Raw genomic sequence first — 19,404 nt, forward strand, 5'->3', positions numbered from 1 at the left:
TGTTTATGCCTTCTTGCTTCTCGCTAAACAATCCGCAGGATACCTGAAGAGGGCAAGATGCGGCAGAAATACAGCGCTCTTTTATTGTCCGGCGATGCTTGATGCGCTCAATTGTTCGATTTCTTCCTCAAGCGTTGGGGAAACATTTAGGGCAATTCCGGTTTTTTGCGCTGCCAGATATGCGCGCAAGGCGTCTTCTTTCCGATCCACTGCGGCGTAGGTCTTGCCCAGATGGTATAAAACTAAAGGCTGATCTGAGAAAGTTCTGGCCGCCGGTTCGAGATAAATGAGCGCCTCTTCATAGCGGCCCAGCCGATAGGCAATCCAGCCATAGGTATCCTGATACGCGGGTATTCTTGTACCGCGCAGCCGTCGTGCCAGATCCTGAGCCTGTTGCAGGCTTTCGTCATCACTGCGGTGAGTCGTCAGAAGGCTTGCCAGATTGTTGGCCACAACCAGAGATCGGTTGCTGAGCGGGTACAGCTTTTCATAGACCGAAATTGCCTGATCCAATTCTCCGGCGCGTTCGTGCTCTGCTGCTTGCAGCATCAAAAGGTTCGGGTTTTCTGGCAGGGTGGCCAACGCCTCATCCAGTATGGCTCGGGCCTGTTCTGGCCGTTCGCGCTGAACTTTCAATGAAAACAAGCTGGTCCAGGCGCGGACCGCATCAGGGTGATCTTTGAGGATCGCGCGGTAGTGCTGCTCGGCTTTGTCGAACTTGCCTTCCCCAATAAGAACACGGGCTTTCACCAAACGCAGGTTCAGCGAGTCTGGATCTTCTGTAAGCAACTCATCAAGGCGTTTAGTGGCGCCGGCCACGTCACCTTGTGTCAGCATTAGACGGATAAGTGCAATGTCAGCTGACAGGCCGAATTCAGCGTCGTTCGCCAGTTCTTCCAGAAAAGCCGTCAGTTCATCCTTGCGTTCTTGGGCCGACAACATCTGCGCTTTGATCTCGTTTGACCGCCGCCGCGCTTCGGGGTCGTCCAGATCGCGGACGGTGTTCAGCACTACTTCAAGCCGTTCCCAGTTCTGTAGGTTCAGATACACGCTGCCGAGTGCCAACAACAATTCCGAGTTGTCGGGATTTTGCCGGAGAGCGTCGATCAAAATGCGTTCTGCGACCCCCAGATTATCCTCTGCAAGCAAGTACCGGACGTAATTCAGCGCCTCTTCCGGCGCATTTTGGGACACCTCTGTTGCAAGCGCCAGCATCTCGCCCATCAGTTCCCGGTCGCCGTTGCGTTCATGGGCCTGGGCCGTCAGGGTCATAAGCTGTGAATCCCGGGGGGTTTCGTGCAGAGCTTCGCGCAAAAGCACGATCGCATCGCCGGTTTGCTCTTCTCCGATCAGCCAGGCTGCCTTCAATTTTACAGCTTCGGCCTGCGTCGGGTCTTCGGTTAGGACCTGTTCAATCACAGTTTGCCCTTCCTCAGGTTTGCCAGCTGCCAGCAGCATACGGGCAAACTCGACCTGATTCTCGCGTGTCTGTGTCGTTCGGTCGGCATCTTCAAGCAATTCCCGCATCTCGGAAAGAGCTGTCTGCGTGTCACCGAGTTGAAATCTCAGGGCCGCCCGCATGGTCTTGAAACGCGGTGTATTCACCCCACCCGAAGCGATGATGTCATCTAACTCGACAATTGCTGCGGCAGATCCGCGATGTTCTGCCACAAACGCTATGAGCCTTTGTGTCGAGAACAGATCCTGCGCTTGGGCCTCGACCTGATCGCGCAACACACCCTCGGCAGCATCCAGATTGCTTTGGTCAATATAGTGCTCGAAAAGAGTTTGCTGCACGCTTGTGTCTTGAGGGAAGAGCTCGAGCATTCGTATCAGCTGTTTTTCGATTTCCTCGGGCTTTTGCAGCTCCTGCAAGGCACGGAGGCGAATTGCGTATAAATTGCCCTGATGTGGCGCAAAACTCAGGGCCGTATCGGTTTCCTGCAAGACAGCCGCCCAGTCCTCAGACCGGACCAGATCATCGATAACAATCTGCCGCGCGGTCATCAGGTTGGGGTGTTCGGCCAGTATCTCATGGGCAGTACCGATGGCGAGATCAGCCTCGGCGGCGTTGTTGGCCTTTACGGCATCGGTATAGACCAGCGTATTGTTGAGCGATTTGATTTCGATGTCATCGGGAGCTAGGTCTTTTGCCGTTCCGGCGTAGCGCCGCAGATCTTCCCAGTTTCCGATATCCAGAGCCATTTCCGCCAAGGCGCGATGCCCTTCGAGATTGTCCGGATATTGCTCGACCAGCAGCAGGTATTGCCGATAAGCGACCGGGATGTTGCCGCGTTCGCGCTCGACCCTGGCAAAGGTCAGGCGGGCTTCTTTGTGCTGGCCGTTCAGCTTGAATACGTTCTTGAATTCGACCAGCGCGCGTTCGACATCACCTTTTTCCAGATGGGCCAGACCAGCCTGGAAATGGGCTTCTGCGCGCTCTTCGGCCGAGTCGCAGGCGCTTAGAACTAAAGATAGGGTAAGAAAAACAATTGCCAGGCGATTGCTGGCCAGAAGGGACATTCTTCTTATGATTGACATGCTCATTTACCCGGTGCCGAAGGAAAAGTGGTTGGCCTGATTACACCCGGCAGCGGGTCAGGTCGTCAACAGCCGGTGCCGCGCAGCACAACGGAAACCGTCCGCACCAGGATGGAAATATCCGAGGTGAAAGACATATTCTTCCAATACTCGGTATCGTGATGCGCGCGTTCGGCGAACGAGGAGTTGTTCCGCTTTGAAACCTGCCATGCCCCGGTGATGCCGGGAAGCATCAGATAGTAGGTTGTGCTGGGATACAGGTTCTGCTGGTTTACCATCATAGGCCGGGGGCCAACCATGGACATATCGCCCAGCAGCACATTCCAGAATTGCGGCAGTTCATCCATCGAGGACTTCCGCAGGAACGAGCCGAACTTGATGATGCGCGGGTCATTGCGCAGCTTCTGATTCCGGTCCCATTCCGCACGCGCTTCGGGGTTAGCCGCCAGATGGTCCTTCAGTACCGTCTCAGCATCATGCACCATGGTGCGCAGTTTCAGTAACATGAACACCCGACCGTTTCGGCCGACCCGTTCCTGCCGGTAAAATGGTGTGACGCCCTGAAAGGCGAGAAATACAGCCAGGACCAAAATCAGGGGCACGACAAACGGTGCTGCAAGCAGCACGAATACAATGTCGAAAACGCGTTTCCCCGTACTTCTGTAAAACCCCGTAGATTTCGTCGGGGCCCGCATAACAGAGATATGAGGGTAGCCCGCGCCAGCGTTGGCTACCTCTTTCGAATGACTTGTCACTATTTAAACCCCCAACACACAAAAAACACCCAAGAACCACCTACCAAACTCAGGAACTTCCTACGCTCAACCTCAAACTTACTTACGTACAAAAAACATTATATTCTTATGTCTGTTTGAGATCTGCCCATATTCACATCATCGACAAATCCCTGCCACCAAGTGTTAACAAATTCCTGCTGGCTTGCAAAACATTAATCCAGAAGCGGTCGCCCCAAAAGCGTGGCAAACCGAAGCCATTGGAGTTCGAGAATGCAAAATATTTACGACAACCGAGTAATGCATCCGAGATGTTTGTTTCCTCTTTGGGGACAGTGCGTGCGTATTGGTAACTTTAGCTCCAATGCCAAGGTCAAATGTGTTTTTGAATGCCGGCGGTTTTCAGACTCACCGCTGCTCGTTCAGGCGGTGTGCACAGGGCCCCGGAGGGAAACAATTCCTTGATTATCGCCAGATTGAGAGGGCTGAAGCGTCAATTTGGAGACTGTAAATTTTAGTAATGCTCACTATCTTGATTTTATGGCAGAGTAGCTACCAAGTATTTTTCAGTTCATATGATATTCTGCATTGTATAAGGGTTTGCTGGTGGTTCAGGGTGCTATTTCGAGTGATCTCAGCGGGGGCAGGATCAGGTTTGACAAGACGGAAGGCGACCGTGGTGCAATGGCTTCCAGCGACGGGTTTTATTTAGATTTCTTCGGGCTTGACCGGCGGCCCTTCACGCTGCTGCCGGATCCTGGGTTTATGTACTGGTCACCGCTTCACAAACGGGGCTATTCCGTCTTGCAGTTCGGCGTCATGAGCTGCGCACCGATTACCGTGCTGACAGGTGAGATCGGGGCGGGAAAAACAACGCTTGTTCAACATCTTCTGAGTGAAATGGAGCAATCGATCACTGTTGGACTAATCTCGAATGCGCAAGGGGGGCGAGGAGAGCTGTTGCAGTGGGTGTTGCATGCTTTGGGTCTGCCCATCGAAAAAGATGCAACCTATGTGCAGCTGTTTCGGGCGCTGCAGGATTTTCTGGTCTCGGAATATGCCGCAGGGCGCCGGGTGATACTGATTTTCGACGAAGCGCAGAACCTGACAGTCGAAGGCCTGGAAGAAATTCGCATGCTGACCAACATCAACGCGAACACGGACGAGTTGATACAGCTTGTCCTGGTTGGTCAGCCCGAGTTGCGCGACATGGTTCTCGATCCCAAAATGCGTCAGCTGACACAAAGGGTGGCCGCAAGTTTTCATTTGGAACGGATGGATGAGGTCTCGGTCGAAAGCTATATTGAACACAGAATGAAGATCGCCGGCGGCTCGGGCGAGGAGTTCACGGCAGACGCCTGCAAGATGATTTTTCAGCAGACGCGCGGCGTGCCGCGCCTTGTGAACCAGTTTTGTGATTTTGCTCTGCTCTATGCCTGGACAAGCGAGGCGGACAAGGTGGATGAAAGCGTCGTCGATCAGGTGATCGCGGATGGCGTGTTCTTTGGTGGCAACTCGCTTGAGAGGGAGCTGATAGTCTGAAATGGGCCCAATTCGTTACTATTCTTCCATTTTCCTGAGGCGGCTCCCGTATTTCCTCATTGTGGCCTTGGTTATTTCGGCAACTTCCATCATTGTCGCGATGACCTTGCCGTCGACATATGTGTCGCAGATGCGGCTGATTGTTGAATCGCCTCAGATTCCGGGCAACCTTGCGGCCAGCACCGTCAATACCTCTGCCGGTGAACAGTTGCAGATCGTTGAACAGCGATTGCTCACGCGGCCGGTCCTTCTGGATATCGCCCGCAAGATTTCAGTATTACCTGATCAGGACGAAGCAACCCCGGATCAAATCGTTGACGCGATGCGGGCGAACACCGGAATCCGCATCAATTCGGGCCTGAACCAGGCCAGCCTGATGAGCATTACTTTCGAAGCCCGGACAGGCCAGATCGCCGCCGGGGTACTCAATGAATATCTGACGGAAATCCAGAAGCTCGATGTATCGTACCGCAAAGGGCGCGCGTCGGACACGCTGAGCTTTTTCCAACAGGAAGTTGAACGTCTTGGCAACGAGTTAGACATACGCAGCTCCCGTATTTTGGAGTTCGAAAGAGAGAACTCCAGTGCCTTGCCAAGCAGCCTGCAGTTCCGGCTAGCGCAGCAGGGGGCGTTGCAGACCAATCTTGAACAAACGGATCAGCAGATTTTCGCAAAAAAAAGCCAGCGGGAGAATCTACTGGAGATTTACAATTCGACCGGTCAGATCGGTAACGTAGCACCGCAAAACAAAACAACTGCGCAGCTGGAGTTGGAGCAGTTGCGGCGTGAGCTTGACGCGAAGCTGGCGATCTATTCGGAAGCCAACCCGCAGATCAAACTCCTACGGGCTAGAATCGCGCAGCTGGAAAAGACGGTGGCCGCCGAGCAGGCGGCCAATACCGCGCCGGTCAACCCTCAGACGGGGAACTCGTCACTGGATCTGCAACTGGCCCAGCTTGATTCCGAGGTCGCAGCGCTGGAGGATCAGAGGATTTCGATTGCGGATCGCCTAGCCAAGCTGACGCTGACCATCGACCAGACCCCGGCCAACGCGATCACGCTGGCGGAACTGCAGCGGGACCATGACAATATCCAGGCCCAGTACAACGGCGCTGTCGGTCGTTTGGCAGCCGCCTCGACCGGTGAACGGATCGAAGTGACATCGCAGGGCCAGCGCATTTCGGTGATCGAATATCCTGTGGCACCAAGTTCGCCGACAAAACCCAACCGCATGTTCATTGCTGCAGGGGGGATTGCTTTTGGGATTCTGCTGGGCGCGGCTTTGGTTCTGCTTCTGGAGGTCCTGAACCGGTCCGTGCGTCGACCCGAAGACCTGATCAACAAGCTTGATGTATGGCCGATCGCAACCATTCCCTATGCGCCCTCACGTGGCGAGATGATCTGGCGCCGGGTCGCCTGGGTTATGGTTATCATGGCTATTATGATCGGTGTTCCCGCAGCGGTCTGGGCCGTACATACCTATTATTTGCCGCTGGACCTGATCGCTGAAAAAGTGATCGACAAGTTGGAGGTTTATTGGTGATTTTTGCTTCTACAGGATTGGATAGGGCGTAATGGACCGTCTTCAGGAGGCAATTCGCAAAGCCCGCGATGAGCGCGCAAGCCGTCAATCAGGGCCGCTCAATCTCCCCAGGGCTCAGCAGCCAGATTCACCGGAAAGCCAAGGTAATGCGTGGGAAGCCCTGCCTGAGTTGCAGATTGATTCGCCAATAATTGCGCGCAGTCGTCTGATTGCCTATCACGGCGGAGCTGAGGCGGCACCTTATGATATGCTGCGGACAAAGATGCTGCAACAGATACAGGCCAACGGCTGGCGTCGCGTGGCCCTGACATCTCCCTATAGCGGATGCGGCAAAAGCACGACCGCCGCCAATCTGGCCTTTAGCTTGGGGCGGCAAGAAGACTTGCGCACGATCGTGATTGATTTTGACATGCGACGCATGGGGCTGGCCGAACTTCTCAAGCAGACGGGCAACCATAGTATGGCCGATGTCATTCACGGCGACATCTCGTTTCAACAGCATGCACTGCGCCATGGCCAGAACGTGATTTTTGGGCTGAACTATTCTTCGACACGCAATCCGTCGGAACTTCTGCAAAGCCGGGCAATGATCGACACGCTAGAGCGGATTGAAGAAGAGTATCAACCGGATATCATGTTGTTCGACACTCCTCCACTGATGGCGAGTGACGACAGCCATGGGTTTCTGACACACGTCGATTGCGCCCTGTTGCTGGCCGCAGCCGAGGAAACCAGCGTTGATCATGTTGATGTGGCCGAACAGCAGCTGGCGGAGCTTACAAAAGTCATGGGTATTGTGCTGACCAAATGTCGCTATATCAGCGGGGCCTTCGGCTATGAGTATGGCTCCTACTGATCCGGCTCCGACAGATGCGGTCATAATCCCTCATTACAACGATCTTCCCAGGCTGGAGCGATGCCTGCGGGCGTTGATGAAGAATGATATTACCGGCACTGAAGTCGTGGTCGTGGACAATGCCTCTTCGGTCTCGCTGGACGAACTGAGGCGGACTTTCCCGAGCGTACGGTTCATAACCGAAACTCAGAAGGGTGCCGCTCATGCCCGCAACAGAGGCGTGGCCGAGACCACTGCCTCACGTTTGTTCTTTATTGATGCCGACTGCGTCCCAGCGTCGGACTGGCTGGCGGTCGGGCGCCAGGTTGCGGATCGCGCCGATCTGATCGGAGGGCGCGTCGATGTTTTTGATGAAACCCCACCGCCACGTAGCGGCGCTGAGGCGTTTGAAGCTGTTTTTGCCTTCAATTTCCGCAGATATATTGAGGTTCAGGGGTTTTCCGGAGCGGGTAATCTGCTGACCCGTCGCGATGTGTTCGACGCGATTGGGGGGTTTATCAACGGCGTATCGGAAGATCGGGAATGGACTATGCGGGCCGTGTCTCGTGGTTACACTCTGATCTATGAAGATCAGTTTCAGGTCAGCCACCCATCCCGGCAGGATTGGCCGGCACTCAAGGCGAAATGGCACCGTACCACGCAGGAGGCGTATCAGTTAAACGGATGTGGGCTGGCGGCTCGCCTGCGATGGGGGCTCCGTGGTCTGGCCATGCCCGCAAGTGTCGTGGTGCATACCCCCAAAATTCTGACAAGCCCTAAGCTGATGTCATCGGGGGAAACCCTGCGAGCCATCACGATATTGGTCCGGCTCAGATGCATGCGCATGATCTGGATGCTTCGCCAGGCGGCTGGCGGCAAGATCTGAACCCGATTAGATGCCAAAGAAAAAGGAGCCGGAAACCAGCCCCTTTTACCATAACATCTGTTATGAGGCTTTATTTATGCAGTCTTGCGACGGCGCATCAAACCCAGCCCGCCAAGCGCAGTCAGAAGCAGCATACCTCCTGCTGGCAGCGGAACTGCGGCCACGTCAAAGTCGAAGCCTATGTTGCCGCCATTTACTGGGGTCGCCGAAGAAGCCCACGAGAATACAAGGGTCTGATTTAAACTGGAGGTCGCGCTGCTGAAAATTGTGTTCAGCGAAGTCTGAAGGCCGTTGCCCAGAACCAAAGCCGTGTCAATGATATTGCTAGGATTGGCAGTTTCAACCCAGCTCATGGTCAGCCCGGTAAACAGACCAAACACATTGATCGTAACCGATGCATTTGCCTTACCTCCCAGCGGATCGATGGGCGAATAGAAATCCACCGAGTAAGAACCCGGACCACCCGGACTTGTTGCTGTTCCAATAAAGAGGCTGTCTGAGGTGATGTCGTAAGGACCAGCGCCATCTGTTACCACTGTCACAGCACTTGCTGTTCCGGAAATGAATACGGTAGCAGCCAAAGCAATCGCCATCGTCTTGAAAATTCTAAACATCTATTCCCACCCTCGTAACTCTTAAGTGTGACACGCCGCAGAACGCAATGTTAAGCGCGGCACTCGTTAGGTTAAGGAAATTAATACGCATCTTTCATCACAATGCGAGTGATTTCGTAGAAAATATGGTTTTTTTATGTTCACTTAGGCATATTCGGCGCCCCAATGGCCTTCATTTTCATAGACTGTTTCCCAAATATGAACGAATCCACCTCTGATTGAGCTTGATCCGATGCCTGATTCTCATGGCGATTGGGTCAGATTCAGCGAGAAGTTGATCGCGCCCTTTCGGGATCTACTTGCGGCCTTTGGAGAATTTCAAAGATATCAATGCGATTTCTTTGATGATTCCGGAACAATGCCGGTCTGAGCGGCGAATTGTCGCCCCTATCTCAAATGGCCGATCCAGATTGATGCATCGTGCCGGAAAAATTAACAAAATCCGTGGTGCTATCATATTTACTCTTCGTCGCTTCAGAAACTTCGTATAGCTTCAAACAAGATGTACATACTGAGTGCGGGCGCTCAATTTTGCAGCCGGATTATGCATTTTATTCGCTTGTAGCGCCTGATCATTTTCTGAAATCGGCACGGATTGATACGAGCCGGTACGTAACTGCAGAGAACGCTGATGAACGCGTCTGACTTTGATCACAGTGACATGTCTCCGACTGGCGGGCGGCTTCTGATTACAGGCAGCGCCGGGGTTTTGGACTCATATTCTTGTACGGGCCTGCCGGGACAGAGGATTCAGGAAATAGTTATCCGTGCCCAGCAAAAAAATGCGGTGGTAGAGAACGCTGTCGGGTGGGTATGAACATATCGAGTCCGCCGAATAAGTCGTCTTGGAAGATGGGCGTGGTTCTGTTGCTGATTGCGACTGTGCTTGCCTGTCTATCAGCGTTACTGATCAATGGTGGGCCGCTTTATTATTATGATACCGGCAGTTATATCCGGCAAGGTAACGTGGCGCTCAACAGCCTTCTGCCAACGGGTAACGAAGGCGGCAGCACGGGGGGGGAGGTACGTATTGATCAGGACAATACAGCCACCGGTTCCCGATCACTGATCTACGGTCTGTTCATGGCCATCTTCTTTCGCGCCATCCCTTTCTTTCATCTGGCAGGGGTTTTGCTGACAGTATGGGTGCTGGCACGAGCGGCCAAACGGTCGCTTGAGGCGCCTCATAACACAGCTCTGATGATCACGGTTCCGCTGCTGGCTGCAGCAGCCACCTCGTTGCCCTTTTATATCGCTTATATGATGCCAGACATATTTGCGCCGGTTCTGTTGATTGTGATAGCAGCGCTGACGGCATTCGGTCGATCGATGCGGGTTTGGGAACTGCTGCTAATGTCGGGTCTGGCTGTGTTTTCCGTCATTTCACATCCGTCGCATCTGGCCATCACAGGGCTTATGGTACCCTTTGTCATTCTAGCCACCCTGAGTGTGAAAGCACCGGGGCGCTGGCGGGTGGTGATACTGGTTATAATGGTTCTCTCGATTGCCGTAGCCGAGCGTAAAGCCTTTCAGATCGCCGTGGAGACCAAGACAAACAAAGAAGTTGTCTACACACCTCATATCACTGCGCGGCTGATAGTTGACGGACCGGGCATGAATTACCTGAACGAAGTCTGCCCGGACAAAAACATACCGACCTGCGCCCTGCACGAGGCGCTTTCGTGGTCTGATGACCCCTACCGGCTGACAGCATCACATATCATTTTCGAACGCTCCCCCAAACTCGGGTCATTCCGGCTCATGTCAGCGGAAGACCAGAAAAACGTCGCACTTTCCCAGCGCGAATTCGCCAAGGCGGTCTTTCTTTCTCACCCTGTGGCCACGTCCCTGGCACTGGCCAAAAACGGTTATCGTCAAATACTGCGTGACAGTATCAGGATGACAATCCCGACAGAGCGGGCGCTAGACAATGCCCGTCATCTTGCCAGACTGGATGATTCGCAAGTGAATCTGATCCAGGCCGGCCTCTTGTCAAAAGATCGTGGGTGGATTGTGGCAGCCGATACTCTGCACGGCACCACCTATGCTGCCTCATTTGCGGTCATTGTGATTCTGTTGCTGATACCACGCAGCGTATCGCGGGACATCAAACTGTTCGCCCTGTTCATTCTGATCGGGATTGCGGTCAACGCGCTGGTTTGTGGCGGCATATCGCAACCTGCGGACCGCTATGGCGCGCGCGTGATGTGGTTGTTGCCCTTCACAGCAGCTTTCCTTCTTGTCGTAAGGTGGCCCGCCACCCGGCGCAGTGCCACTAAAAAGGATCTCTGATGTCGGATCAAACCCTTTCCATCAGCGTCGTCATGCCCGCCTACAAGGCCGAGCATCTGCTGCCCCGTGTCCTGACACCCCTGATTGAAATGCTGAACACCGGCCAGGTGCAGCAGGTTCTGGTCATCGATGACCAGTCCCCGGACGGGACTGCGGCCCTTGCCCGTGAAATGGGGGCCACGGTTCTGACCACGCCGGTCAATGGCGGGCCGGGGGCTGCGCGCAACCTGGCCGCCGAACACGCCACCAGTGACATCCTGTGGTTCGTCGATTCCGACGTCATCGCATGGCCCGATGGCCCAGAGCATATCCGCCGTGCCATGTCCGAGGATAATGTTGGGGCGGTGTTTGGATCCTATGACGACGCGCCGGATGGGCAATCGTGGTTCTCGCGTTACAAGAACCTTCTGCACCGCTATCACCATCAGCGCGCCCGGCGCGAGGCGTGCACCTTCTGGGCTGGGTGCGGCGCAATCCGGCGCGACGTGTTTCTTGAGGTTGGCGGGTTCGACGTGAAAACCTATGAGGTCCCCTCGATCGAGGATATCGAACTGGGCTATCGGATCGCGGGCACCGGTCGCCGCATCCTGGTCGAGCCGCTTTTGCAGGGCAAGCATCTGAAAGTCTGGACCATCCGCAACAGCCTGAGCACGGATATCTTCTGTCGCGCCCTGCCCTGGGCCCGGCTGATGATCTCGCGCGAGGGGCTGACGGATGACCTGAACACCTCGATGGCCGAGCGGGCACGGGCGGCAATCGCCGGGCTGTTGCTATTGTCGATATTGGCCCTGCCATTCTGGCCGGGGGCATGGCCCCTACCCTTATTGCTGCTTGCAGCCGCCTTTGTCGCCAATTTCGATCTGGTGCGCGCCATGTCCGGGCATGGCGGACCGTGGTTCGCATTCAAATGCCTGCTCTATCACCAGGTCTATTATGTCTACTCGGCCACCATCTATGTCTGGTGCCTGTTCGAATATCACGTGCTGGGGCAGAAACAGAAACTCCATGTCACACGCAATTAAAACCTCATCGCAGGCAGCACCCAATACAAGATTGCCCGATTTTTTGATCATTGGTGCGGCGCGTGCGGGAACGACCGCGCTTTACAACTATTTACGGCAGAACCCGAGCATTTTCATGCCCACGGCGAAGGAGCCAAATTTTTTCGCCTTCGAAGGTGAAACTTTGGCGTATACCGGCCCTGGAGCGGATTATGTCAACAACTCGGTCACAAATATCGAAGCCTATTGCTCCCTGTTTGCGAATGCCCCAGGCAACAGCATCTGCGGAGAAGCGTCCCCGCTCTATCTTTATGCGCCCAAAGCACCCGAGCGCATTTACCGTCGTATCCCGCAGGTGCGCATGGTGGTTATTCTGCGTAACCCGATTGATCAGGCCCTGTCCCACTATCTGTATGCGGTCAAACAACGGATTGAGCCGTTGGAGGATTTTTCAGCGGCATTGGATGCCGAAGACGAACGGCTTGCCGCAGGTTGGCAACCCCTGTTCGGATACTCCCGCTTTCCGCTCTATGCGCAGCAATTGTCGCGTTATTTTGACCTGTTCGATCGCAGCCAATTTCTGATCCGCACTTATGAAGAGTTCCAGAACGATCCGGAAGGCGTCATCGACAGCATCACAGCGTTCATCGGTGCCGATACAAGTTTCCAGTCCGATCTGTCGTCGCGAGTGAATGCAGGCGGTGTGCCCCGCAGCCGTCTGTTTCAGGATTTCCTGATGAAGCCCAACCCGATCACCGGCATGATTGCCCGCGTCATGTCACAGGAACTGCGTTGGAAAATCAGGGATCGCCTGTCGCAGTTCAACCTCAAACGCGAGATTGAGATGCCGGACCATGCCCGCATGATCCTGCGCGAAAGGCTGCTGCCTGAAATAGAGGATCTGGAACACCTTCTGGATCGCGACCTGAGTACCTGGCGGGCCTGATCGCGCGTATGGCAACAATTTCCCGAAAACTCACAGAATATGCATGCAGCGCTCAATGCGTTGGATTTTTGCCTTCGCACAACCGACTATACTTTGATTTTGAGCAGCATGCTCTAGGATAGACCCTGTGTTTTTAAGCCTGTTACACGGTTGATCGTAATTTACGCCGGACAAGGGCAGTTTAATGGTGACGGTTTTTCATGGGCAAAACTGACAAAGCAACAGCCTCGTCCGGAATGACCCCGGACAGCACACCGCAACGCTTGTTCATGAGCCCCGTTCTCGCACGGCGCGTCACCCTTTGTCTTTCGCTGCTCATGTGCGCCTTGGCGCTGGCCTATCTGCTGCTGAAGATCATGCAACTGACTGCCCTACCCGCAGGGTATGATTTCCGGTTCATCTGGGTGGCGGGCGATATGTGGCATGCAGGCATAAACCCTTACGGGCCAACATATCTGGCGCATGGTGAAGCCAAAATAGACGTTGGACATGTCCCGGTTCTGTGGCCTTATCCACCGACATGGTGGGTGTTTGCCGCACCGTTGGGAGCACTGGACCTGAACACGGCAAATGCCGTCTGGAATGTCTTCGGCCTTAGCATCGTGATTGCAATCTGCGGCTTGCTGACCAGCGCCTTCACAACCACATTTCCCGAGCGCAGTCAGATGCTCGCCGAGTTCACAGGGGGACAGACCTATTTCCCCCTCTTCAGCGTGTTGTTCTTTCTTCTGGCGGTCCTCGAAGCAACTGCAATTCTGTTTTCCGTTGGTCAGACGACGCTGGTCGCAGGTCTTGGCATTACCCTGATGCTGTGGGGCCGCGTCAACCAGCACATCTTCTTTGATGCCGTTGGGCTGACACTGGTATTGCTGAAACCGCAGATCGGTGCACCCTTTGTGGTTCTGTACCTGTTGTTCGATGCGCGGTCCCGGAAAGCGGTTTTAATGGCCATTCTTTTTTCTGTCCTTCTCACGCTGCCATCGCTTTTCACCGCCCCAAGCACCATACTGGACTTCTTCCGCAATCTGGCCGCCTATGACGGCTTTACAATTGCCAATCTTCCGCAATCCATGACGGGCCTCCGGCTGATCATATGGGAGTTTACGGATATCGATATCGGGAGCACTGCGGCGACTTTAATAACGCTCGTGATCATTCTGACGCTTTGTCATGGCCCCACCCGGCTGACGCGGGCCAGCGATGCCAACGAAAGTTCCTGGCAGGTTTTCGGGTTGGCGAGCGCAGTGATCGTCGCGTTGGCCCCGCTGCATATTTATGACTTTGTGCTGCTGGCCGCCCCGCTTGCGCTGCTTTTCAGGGGGCGGATCGTTAGCACTCTGTTTGCAGGGATTGGCGCCTTGCTGATCTGGAGGTCGGAAAACCTTGTCGATATCTGGGCCTTTCATGTGGACGGGGTCGAGATTTTTCCAAGCTCGCGTTTGGCGACCATCGGTGCCCTGCTATTTCTGGTAGCGGTCCTTGATACTGTTCTGCGCCTGAACAGCCCAAACACCGGCGCATCAAACAAGCCTTCACGCGCATGACCGTCTTTATGAACTCATCGCCCACGCCGTCACAACGGTTGAGATTTGTGCTTGCCGCTTTTGCCGGGCTGGCTGCGGTGTTGATATTGGCCGGTTCTGCACAGGGTGCCCTATCTGGTGTCCGTGATCTGGCGCATTGGTGGGTGCTGATGGTGGCGCTGTCGCTGGCCGTCTTCTCCCTTTTTGCGCTGAGGAATCTGACACTGCCGGGTCTGCTGTTGCTGCTTATGTTTGTGGGCGGAGCATCGCAGCTTTATGTGACGCAACCGCTTTGGTATCCCGCTCTGCGCCTACCGCCCAGATCGGCAATCGAAATGGCAATGTATGCCATAATTGCCGGACAGGCCGTTCTTTCGGCCTTTGTGCTGTTCAGACATTCTGGCGACTCCAAAGTCTTGCAGATTATTGGAGCTTTGGGCCCGAAACGCACCGCTGCATTCCTTTTGCTCAGCGGCGCGTTCACCGTGCCGATCCTCAACCATCTGCGCCTGAACGAAATCGACGTCTATGCCCTTCAGCTTGTGGCGGGGTTGATCCTTGTGCTCATCAATCTGGTGACGGTGATAGCGCTCGCCACCACCTTGCCTAAAGGGGTAAAGCTACCCGCAGGCTGGCGATGGGCAGGCTGCATGGCGGCCGTCTTTCTGATTGCGACGCTGGTAACAGAATGGTTCGCCTTTGAGCGGGTTCCTCATGTTCAGGATGAGCTTGCCTATATGTTTCAGGCCCAGACCTATGCGGGTGGTGCCCTGCACGTGCCAGCACTACCGGAAGGCCCCCGGGCAGCTTTTGAACACTACCTGCTCGACCATCATAACGGGCGTTGGATATCCGTCTTCACGCCCGGCTGGCCAGCGGTCCTGGCAGTGGGGGTTCTTTTGGGCGCGCCGTGGCTGGTGAACCCAATCCTAGGCACGGCGTCTATCTTTCTAGCGCAGGGCGTGGTGCAACGGTTAGCAAATGACCGCACGGCCAGCATCAGCACCCTGCTATTGGCAACATCCCCCTGGTTCATTGCAATGTCAGCGTCCCTGATGGCCCATACATTTGCGCTGTTTCTGCTTTTGCTGGCGTGGCTTCTGATCCTGTGCGCCGACGAAGGTGAACTGAGACGGGCTGTTTTACCGGTCTTCGTTGCCGGGTTGGCGTTGGGGTGGTTGTTTTTGACCCGCAACCTCGACGGCCTGCTGCTTGGCATTCTGACAGGTCTGTTTCTTTTGTGGCGCGGTGGTGTTTTACGCCACCCTTTGATCGTGATCAGCTACAGCGCGGGATGTGTAGCAACCGGGAGCCTAATCTTTTTCTACAATTACTACTTCACTGGCGACCCGCTTCTGACAACATTGTCGGATTATTATCACCGGGTCTGGATCGATGGATCCAACGCCTTTGGCTTCGGCCAGAACATAGGCGCACCGGAAGGCTGGGGCAACATGGAGTTGCGCCCGCACGAGCATTCCCTGTTTGAGGGTTTGGTGAACACGCTAACAACTATCAGCGCACTTCATACTGATTTCATGGGTTGGGGGATAGGGTCGCTCGTATTCGTCTGGGTTTTACTGATCTATGGGCGCATCAATGTAACTGACCGAATGATGCTTGCGGTCGTTTTGGTGATTGCTGGTGCGCATACCTTTTATTGGTTCGTCTCCATCTTCTATGTGGGACCACGATATTGGTTCATGATGATCGTACCTCTGGTGTTCCTTAGTGCTAGGGGATTTATGGAAACCGGAAACCGATTAAAAACCCTTGGCCTTGTGTCAAATCTGGACAAACTAAACGCCGTACTTCTTGTTTTGTGTTTGTTTTCGGTGGCGATCTTTCTGTCCTATCGGGGGGTCACAAGGTATCACGACCACCGCACTTACGACGACCACTACCGCTCTCTTGTGTTGCCCGAAACGGAAGGCGACGCCCAACCGCTTGTACTTATCAGTGCCAAAAGCCAGATCGCCTCGGCTCTTTTCTTCAATGATCCCTGGTTCCCATTAGACAAGCCGGTTTACGCTAAGAATTTGGGGGACGAAGCAAATGAGACAGTGATCAAAGCCTTTCCAGGCCGTCCCGTCCTTTACTACGATGAACGCGAAGAAACGTTTCATTAGAAATAGGTACCTTGCCCGGCCCCGGTTATCTGAGCCCTAACAGCCTTGCGATATCCCAGACTTGTCGCGGACCGCTTTGGGCCCCACGACCAAAAATGATTTCCAGTGGCACTTGGTAGGCGGGCGCAATGCTGACCGGAGTATCCGCATTGCGAAGATCCGCTTCATAGGTGGGCAAATGATTTGTCACCAGAATTCTTCCTTCGAAGGCGTCGCCCAATAGTGTTTCCCCAGCAGCCAGAGGCACGGATTCAAGCCGAACAAAATAGTTGGGCGTGACGTCAGCCGGAACCGTCCCCCGCGCATACATATAGACCGAGACGCTTCCCGCCACGTACTGGTCCTGCAATTCGGCGTCGGACCATACCGGAGGAAAAGCATTTCGGATCAGGGTCGGCGTGACCCGGATCTCCTCAAGGTCAAAAAACGGGTCAGCTTCGATTTCAATCGCAATGCGCTGCCCCAGATCCCGGGTCACGGTAAAGGGGCGCAATGTCTCGGGCCAGCTGAGCCAGGCACCGCAGACAAGACCCACTAACGCCAAGGCAAATGCAGGGGCAGGAGCAGCCTGAACCGGGCGCAATCGCCAGAACACAACCAACGGAAACACAATCACCGGGGCAAAATGATGTGGCAGAATGCGGTAGGCCTGAACGTAGAAGAACAGAACATAGGCTACAGTCATCAGTGTCAGCGTTCTGGACAGCGTGTCCTGCCAGCGCCACGCCAACAGCGCCAGACCGGGTAAAACCCCACAGGGCAACAGCCAGAACAAAAACCGATGTGTATCGAATATCGTTACATAGCGCAGACGTCGCAGAATGGCGCCTGTGCTGAATTCGCCGGAAACGCCTGTCAGGCCCGTTTTTTCCAGCACGGCCATGGCCAAAGAGGTCAACATCAAAACCGCCAGGGCAATCAGCCCGCCCAGGATCACCTGCTTGATGGGTTGGAACCGGCCCAAAAGCAGATGCGCCACCAAGAAGAACCCAATCAGCAGAATGCCGTTCGGTGCCGTGCAAAGGGCCAGCGTCGAAACACCCGCCATCCAGCCGAATTTTCTGTCACGGAAGAACAGGATATAGCCCAGAACCCCAAGCAGGATAAGCGGCTCACGCGTCATCGGCATGGCGATATCAGCAAAATACGGGTTGTAGGATGGATTAAACGCCATCGCGAAAGAAAACAGAAGCAAGGCCGCACCCAGCCCGCAAGCGCCCCACACAGTCGTGCGGTTTTCCGGTAAACGGATAAATGCCAGCGTCACGCCGAACAAAACAGACACGCCGGGCAGATACGCGAACCGAAGGGCAGCCTCGGACGAACCAAACACCCGAATAAAGCTGGTTTGCAGGAAAACTTCGGTCATCATTTTCGGATTTGGATAGCTGGTCAGCGGACCAGAATCCGGAGGCCAGAACGGTAGACCACGGGCGATGAACAGGGTCGCGCTCAGTAAGCTGTGCGCCCCGTCATCATTAAGCGCTTCCCAATAAAATTTGGGCGTCAGAAACAGCAAAACCAGCAGGGGCAGCAGCAGGATGCCAACCACATCCCCCCCCCGGCCCAGGAAGATGTCTGACGCAGGCTTTCTCCGGATTAAGACAATCCCGGGCAGACAAAGCAGAGCGGTCAGCAGGATGAAGGCCGTTCCCGTCATCTGGATGCCGCTGATGGCCTGCACGATGGCCGCTAGCGTGGATACGCCGAACAGGGACAGCGTAAACCCTTTTAGCAGGATAAGCTCGAAACGGTCATCGGGCCGGGCAATCCCCAGCGCCAACAGCAGACCGGGGGCAAGAATAAGCGCCGACGCCGACAGGGCTACCAGAGGCACCCAAACATACAAAAACAGCGCATCGCCAGCGATGAAATAGGGCGAGGGTTCGTCTGCAAATGCGACTTTTGCCGCAATCGGGCCTGCAATATCCTGCCCACTCCAAGCAATACCGACCAGAAGTGCCAGCAAGACAAGATATCGAAATTGCTTCACTGTTCCAGTCGATCCGTCGTTTCGAAAATCAGGAGGCTGTTCGTCCAAAAACACCTGCACAGACAGGTGAGCCCGAAGCTCACCCGCTCATTCGAGTGCGGCGTCCTTTGTCAAACACTCTTTCAGAGGTTTTTTTCCCGGGCTTTGCCTCGAACTCCTCATGGTAGGACCTTTCGACATTTACATCCCAAATGTCATTTTTCTCACCCATAATATTGCGCGCCGCATACATGGCAGACAACATCGAATGGTCCTGATTGTTATAACGATGCAGGCCGTTGCGACCGACGGTCTGGAAATTCTCAAGCGTCCTCAGCCAGTTACTGACAGTGTCCAGCGCTTGTTTATATTCGCTATCATAGACCGGATAGGCCTTGGGCTGCCGGATCACGCTAAAGTCTATGACATCGGAAGCTTTGGCCAAGCCCAGCTGTTCCAGTTCGTGGCTGGCAAGTTCCTTGAGATCCGTATCAGAAGAAGACCACAGGCCATCGCCCTTCTGACAGAAATACTCCATCCCGATGGACGAGGTATTCTGATCGGGCAGCATCTCCTTGGACCAGGCGCGGAAATTCTGAATGCGACCGACCTTCACCTTGGGACTGTGGATGTAAATCCAGTTGTCCGGGAACGGATCGGCGTGATCCAGGATCAGGGTCACGATCAGGAAATCACGATACTTCAGGCGATCGGCAGCCTCGACCACCTCGGGCGGTGGTGGTGGATCAAAGGAATGGATCAGATCGCGCACGGCCATCGAATTGATGAATTCCTCACCCTCGACCCGTTCGGTTGTTTTGTCACCGCTTTCGTCCCAATGACGCA

At 54.7% G+C, this 19,404-nt stretch carries 13 protein-coding genes and 1 pseudogene; 9 read left to right on the plus strand and 5 right to left on the minus strand.

What is annotated here, in order from left to right; translation table 11 throughout:
* Window positions 1-81: 81 nt before the first annotated feature.
* Window positions 82-2,523 (minus strand): tetratricopeptide repeat protein, encoded by a 2,442-nt coding sequence (locus ACR0NZ_RS16010; RefSeq protein ID WP_480520296.1) that lies wholly within the window; start codon window positions 2,521-2,523, stop codon window positions 82-84.
* 83 nt (window positions 2,524-2,606) lie between these two features.
* On the minus strand, window positions 2,607-3,296 hold the full coding sequence (locus ACR0NZ_RS16015; RefSeq protein ID WP_480520298.1) for a sugar transferase: 690 nt from the start codon (window positions 3,294-3,296) through the stop codon (window positions 2,607-2,609).
* Between the two features lie 744 nt (window positions 3,297-4,040).
* Between ACR0NZ_RS16015 and ACR0NZ_RS16020 the strand changes: the two genes are divergently transcribed.
* The 4 genes from ACR0NZ_RS16020 (at window position 4,041) to ACR0NZ_RS16035 (ending at window position 8,081) form a co-directional block, all read left to right on the plus strand.
* Window positions 4,041-4,817, plus strand: coding sequence for an ExeA family protein (locus ACR0NZ_RS16020; protein ID WP_480520300.1), 777 nt, complete (start codon window positions 4,041-4,043; stop codon window positions 4,815-4,817).
* Between the two features lie 130 nt (window positions 4,818-4,947).
* Window positions 4,948-6,360 carry a GumC family protein gene (locus ACR0NZ_RS16025; RefSeq protein ID WP_480520302.1) on the plus strand — a complete coding sequence of 471 codons (1,413 nt, stop codon included), beginning with the start codon at window positions 4,948-4,950 and terminating at the stop codon, window positions 6,358-6,360.
* A 31-nt stretch (window positions 6,361-6,391) separates the two neighbouring features.
* Entirely contained in the window at window positions 6,392-7,216 is an 825-nt protein-coding gene (locus ACR0NZ_RS16030; protein WP_480520304.1) for a CpsD/CapB family tyrosine-protein kinase, read from the plus strand.
* Window positions 7,203-8,081, plus strand: coding sequence for a glycosyltransferase family 2 protein (locus ACR0NZ_RS16035; RefSeq protein WP_480520322.1), 879 nt, complete (start codon window positions 7,203-7,205; stop codon window positions 8,079-8,081). The genes ACR0NZ_RS16030 and ACR0NZ_RS16035 overlap by 14 nt, the downstream gene beginning before the upstream one ends.
* 74 nt (window positions 8,082-8,155) lie before the next feature.
* On the opposite strand, the gene ACR0NZ_RS16040 is transcribed toward ACR0NZ_RS16035, so the two are convergent.
* Entirely contained in the window at window positions 8,156-8,674 is a 519-nt protein-coding gene (locus ACR0NZ_RS16040; RefSeq protein ID WP_480520306.1) for a VPLPA-CTERM sorting domain-containing protein, read from the minus strand.
* Window positions 8,675-9,553: 879 nt separating this feature from the next.
* Here ACR0NZ_RS16040 and ACR0NZ_RS16045 point away from each other — a divergent pair.
* The 5 genes from ACR0NZ_RS16045 to ACR0NZ_RS16065 all read left to right on the plus strand — a co-directional run bounded on the left by ACR0NZ_RS16045 (window position 9,554) and on the right by ACR0NZ_RS16065 (window position 16,586).
* Entirely contained in the window at window positions 9,554-10,987 is a 1,434-nt protein-coding gene (locus ACR0NZ_RS16045) for a hypothetical protein (RefSeq protein WP_480520308.1), read from the plus strand.
* Complete coding sequence (locus tag ACR0NZ_RS16050) at window positions 10,987-12,009, plus strand: glycosyltransferase family 2 protein (RefSeq protein WP_480520310.1); 1,023 nt, start codon at window positions 10,987-10,989, stop codon at window positions 12,007-12,009. The genes ACR0NZ_RS16045 and ACR0NZ_RS16050 overlap by 1 nt, the downstream gene beginning before the upstream one ends.
* Window positions 11,993-12,934, plus strand: coding sequence for a sulfotransferase family protein (locus tag ACR0NZ_RS16055; RefSeq protein WP_480520312.1), 942 nt, complete (start codon window positions 11,993-11,995; stop codon window positions 12,932-12,934). The genes ACR0NZ_RS16050 and ACR0NZ_RS16055 overlap by 17 nt, the downstream gene beginning before the upstream one ends.
* Window positions 12,935-13,134: 200 nt before the next feature.
* The gene (locus ACR0NZ_RS16060; RefSeq protein WP_480520314.1) at window positions 13,135-14,478 is read left to right on the plus strand and encodes a glycosyltransferase family 87 protein; all 1,344 of its coding nucleotides are present in this window, start codon (window positions 13,135-13,137) and stop codon (window positions 14,476-14,478) included.
* A gap of 8 nt (window positions 14,479-14,486) precedes the next feature.
* Window positions 14,487-16,586 (plus strand): hypothetical protein, encoded by a 2,100-nt coding sequence (locus ACR0NZ_RS16065; RefSeq protein WP_480520316.1) that lies wholly within the window; start codon window positions 14,487-14,489, stop codon window positions 16,584-16,586.
* Window positions 16,587-16,611: 25 nt separating this feature from the next.
* On the opposite strand, the gene ACR0NZ_RS16070 is transcribed toward ACR0NZ_RS16065, so the two are convergent.
* Both ACR0NZ_RS16070 and ACR0NZ_RS16075 read right to left on the minus strand, forming a co-directional pair.
* Window positions 16,612-18,579: a hypothetical protein gene (locus ACR0NZ_RS16070; RefSeq protein WP_480520318.1), complete on the minus strand. Its 1,968-nt coding sequence runs from the start codon at window positions 18,577-18,579 to the stop codon at window positions 16,612-16,614.
* A gap of 79 nt (window positions 18,580-18,658) precedes the next feature.
* Window positions 18,659-19,404, minus strand: a pseudogene (locus ACR0NZ_RS16075) (hypothetical protein); the annotation flags it as partial.

The organism is Ruegeria sp. AE3 (assembly GCF_056542225.1).